General features: G+C 45.9%; 2 tRNA genes and 2 rRNA genes. All 4 read right to left on the bottom strand.

The features are described 5' to 3' along the window. Positions 1–116, bottom strand: a 23S ribosomal RNA gene (locus LCM09_RS20620); the annotation flags it as partial. 161 nt (positions 117–277) lie between these two features. After that, positions 278–353, bottom strand: a tRNA-Ala gene (locus LCM09_RS20615). Between the two features lie 13 nt (positions 354–366). Further along, positions 367–443 (bottom strand) — tRNA-Ile (locus LCM09_RS20610). 170 nt (positions 444–613) lie between these two features. Continuing rightward, positions 614–665 (bottom strand): 16S ribosomal RNA (locus LCM09_RS20605); the annotation flags it as partial.

Here is a 665-nt window from a genome sequence, read left to right as displayed (position 1 = left end):
CGGAAATCTCCGGATCAAAGCGTACTTACTGCTCCCCGAAGCATATCGGTGTTCGTCCCGTCCTTCATCAGCTTCTAGTGCCAAGGCATCCACCGTGCGCCCTTAGTAGCTTAACCTTAGATTTCATTAGAAACAACGTTTCTAACTCCATCGATTGCACATCGTAAGATGTGACTAACTAAGAAATAACGCAAAAAATAATACTTTATTGGATGTCGTTGTTTGTGCTATCTAGTTTTCAAGGAACTGTTTTCTTCTATTATATAGAAGAAATAATTGGTGGAGCCTAGCGGGATCGAACCGCTGACCTCCTGCGTGCAAGGCAGGCGCTCTCCCAGCTGAGCTAAGGCCCCAGGAATTCTTTTATGGTGGGCCTGAGTGGACTCGAACCACCGACCTCACGCTTATCAGGCGTGCGCTCTAACCAGCTGAGCTACAGGCCCACAAAAGAAAGGTAAATACTCCGACATAGCCATTAGCCGGAGGTGTTTCTTAAAAGAGACTTGCTCTTCATCAAAACAAACCTTTTCAAGAAAGAACTATTGCTCTTTCAAAACTAAACGAAACGCTCATGCAAGTTTGGCAACCAATGTTGCCTCGTAATTCTCCATAGAAAGGAGGTGATCCAGCCGCACCTTCCGATACGGCTACCTTGTTACGACTTC

The organism is Guptibacillus algicola, from assembly GCF_020171805.1.
Lineage (GTDB): Bacteria > Bacillota > Bacilli > Bacillales > Guptibacillaceae > Guptibacillus > Guptibacillus algicola.
Note: the sequence above shows the minus strand (reverse complement) of the source record. Positions and strands in the feature narration are given on the sequence as shown.